At 71.6% G+C, this 2,431-nt stretch carries 4 protein-coding genes; 3 read left to right on the top strand and 1 reads right to left on the bottom strand.

The annotated features are described in order from the left end of the window. The coding region (locus ACIQOV_RS37510; RefSeq protein WP_401055261.1) for a hypothetical protein at positions 1 to 425 on the top strand (425 nt) is incomplete at its 5' end. Here the strand turns inward: ACIQOV_RS37510 and ACIQOV_RS37505 are convergent. Then, positions 398 to 1,264: an SAM-dependent methyltransferase gene (locus ACIQOV_RS37505; RefSeq protein ID WP_401055260.1), complete on the bottom strand. Its 867-nt coding sequence runs from the start codon at positions 1,262 to 1,264 to the stop codon at positions 398 to 400. The genes ACIQOV_RS37510 and ACIQOV_RS37505 overlap by 28 nt on opposite strands. Before the next feature lie 308 nt (positions 1,265 to 1,572). On the opposite strand from ACIQOV_RS37505, the gene ACIQOV_RS37500 reads away from it, so the two are divergent. Both ACIQOV_RS37500 and ACIQOV_RS37495 read left to right on the top strand, forming a co-directional pair. Next, positions 1,573 to 1,989 (top strand): hypothetical protein, encoded by a 417-nt coding sequence (locus ACIQOV_RS37500; protein ID WP_401055259.1) that lies wholly within the window; start codon positions 1,573 to 1,575, stop codon positions 1,987 to 1,989. A gap of 175 nt (positions 1,990 to 2,164) precedes the next feature. Continuing rightward, the coding region (locus ACIQOV_RS37495; RefSeq protein ID WP_401055258.1) for a hypothetical protein at positions 2,165 to 2,431 on the top strand (267 nt) is incomplete at its 3' end.

Here is a 2,431-nt window from a genome sequence, read left to right as displayed (position 1 = left end):
AGGTGCAGCCGCTGACACCCCCAGGGGTGGGCCGCGTCCCGGCGCGCACTACCGGCGATGCGAGGAAGGTCGTGATCAAGGGCGACGACGACCACGTCTTCGGGCCGCTGCACCAGCGGTTCGTGGACTTCGGCGGCGGCCGGGAACTCACGATCGTGGAATACGCCTACCGCCCCGAGGGCCCGGAGTCCGAGAAATCGATTCCCTCCGCCCGGGCGCAGGTGTGCCCGTCAGGCACCGACCCGGCCGCCCGGCTCGGCCTGACCGCGCTGCCCGGCCCTGAGCGCTCGGCGCGCCCGGTTCTCGTGGCGCGCCCAGGTCCGCGTGGCCGGGGCCGTGGCGTGACCACCTGCCGGTGCTCACGCCACGGATCGTCATGCCCCCGACTCCGCGCGCATCAGGGCTTGATGGCGACGGCCGCGTAGAAGGAGACCTGGGCGTCGGTGACGGTCGCAGGCAGAGCGTCCGTGGAGACGTCGGTGTCGTCGCCGTGCCAGCGGTGGGCGGGGACGATGCCGGGGTCGAGGAGGTCCAGGCCGGCGAAGAAGGTGGCGAACTCGTCCTTGTGGCGCAGCCGCAGGGAGGTACCGGCCTGGTTGTAGATCTCCTGCACCTTGGAGGCGCCGGACGGGTCGAGTTCGGCCGTGGCGTGGGAGAGGACGAGCGCGGAGCCGGACGGCAGGGGGTCCAGGAGGTGCTTGACGATGGCGTGGGCGTCGCCGAGGTCCGGGACGAAGTGGAGCAGGGCCACCATCGACAGGACCACGGGCCGGGTGAGGTCGAGGGTCGCCGCGACCTGCGGAGTGGCCAGGATGGCGGCCGGGTCGTGGACGTCGCCGTGCACGTAGGCGGTGCGGCCCTGGGGGGTGCTGGTCATCAGGGCGCGGGAGTGGGCCAGCACGACGGGGTCGTTGTCGGCGTAGACCACGCGGGCCGCCGGTTCCACGGCCTGGGCGACCTCGTGGAGGTTCGGCGAGGTGGGGATGCCGGTGCCGATGTCCAGCCACTGGCGCAGACCGCGCCGGGCCAGCGCCCGGGTGGCGCGGTGCATGAAGGCGCGGTTGGCGTGGACCGCGGTGCGCATGGTGGGGAAGACGGTCAGGACGCGTTCGGCCGCCTCGCGGTCGACCGCGAAGTTGTCCTTGCCGCCGAGGAAGTAGTCGTACATCCGGGCGCTGTGCGGAACGTCCTGGCGTATGTGCAGGGCGGCCGATTCATCGGATCCGAACTCGGCGGCCGTCGCCGCGGTCTCGTCGGTGCTCATTCCCTGCCCCTTCATTGGTGATCATGCCAGGCCCGCCGCAGTCTAGCCAACTCGCCTGCGGTGCGCGGGAAGTCCGCCGCATCCCCCCGGCCGCAGGACTGCGACGACGACCCGCCGCGGGAGTTGCGGGCGGAACCGGTACGGTCGAGCCGCCGGACCGCCCGTCTCTCCGCGAAATCGCTTACTGTTACAAGGTGGTGACGTTTCGTCCACAACCCGAGTGCGGCGCGGGGCGTCTCCACGGATGACAGGGCCCGAGTCGCACCGATGGTGCCTTCGGGCCGGATCCACCTTGGAAAGGACGCACCGTGATCGTCTCCAAGCGGAACTCCCTGCGCCTGGCCGCCGTGACCACCCTGGCCGCGGTCTCCCTCGCCGTGGCGGGCACCGCCATGGCGGCCGCCCCCGTCTCCCGGCCCGTGCCCGCCAACCAGCCCGTGCCCGCCACCGCGCAGGCCGGCATCACCGCCAAGCCGTCGGTCTCCACCGTCCAGGCGTGGCAGCTGTTCCGCGTCACCGGCACGACCACCGCCCTCAAGGCGGGAAGCACGGTGACCCTGCAGCAGAAGCAGCACGGCGCGTGGGTCACCCTGCCCGCCTCCGTCGCCACGACCAGCACCGGCTCCTACTCCCTCGGCGTGAAGCTCGGCATCAAGGGCCTGAACGAGCTGCGCGTCATCAGCGGAAGCACCGCCTCGCCCGTGTTCACCGTCACCGTGCGCTGACCCACGGCGCACGGCCCACTCGGCATGCCGCACCGTACCCGGCCCTGACGCCGGGTCCGGTGCGGCGCACGGGCCGGTAGCGGGTTCTCGTGCGGCCCGGCAGCGAGGGATGCGCCGGGCCGCACGAGTTCGATGGGGCGAGCGGCCGACAGCGTGCACGCCGTAGGATCGGCCGATGAATGAGGACTGTCCGTTCGAGGGCGGCCGCAATCTCATGTGGGTGCTGGAGGGATTCGGCCCCGATGAGTGGCTCTGCTCGTCCGTCACGGTGACGCGAGAGCAGTTCCTCCAGGTGAGGGGCCTGTTCGAGCTCGGCGATGACGAGTGGATGACGGCCGGTGCATACCCGGTTCCCAGCGAGACTCAGGGTCCGCTACGGGCAGTCGTCGAGACGGCGCTGTTCGAGGAGGGGGTGGACTACTTCCTCGGGGCTCACCAGGAC

The sequence above is a fragment of the Kitasatospora sp. NPDC091257 genome (assembly GCF_044757675.1).
GTDB lineage: Bacteria > Actinomycetota > Actinomycetes > Streptomycetales > Streptomycetaceae > Kitasatospora > Kitasatospora lactacystinica.
The sequence above is the reverse complement of the archived record's forward strand: the minus strand, read 5'-3'. Positions and strand labels throughout refer to the sequence as shown.

Excerpts from the sequence above, each read along its gene's own strand:
- ACIQOV_RS37505 (WP_401055260.1), bottom strand. The coding sequence starts at position 1,264 with ATGAGCACCGACGAGACCGCGGCGACGGCCGCCGAGTTCGGATCCGAT.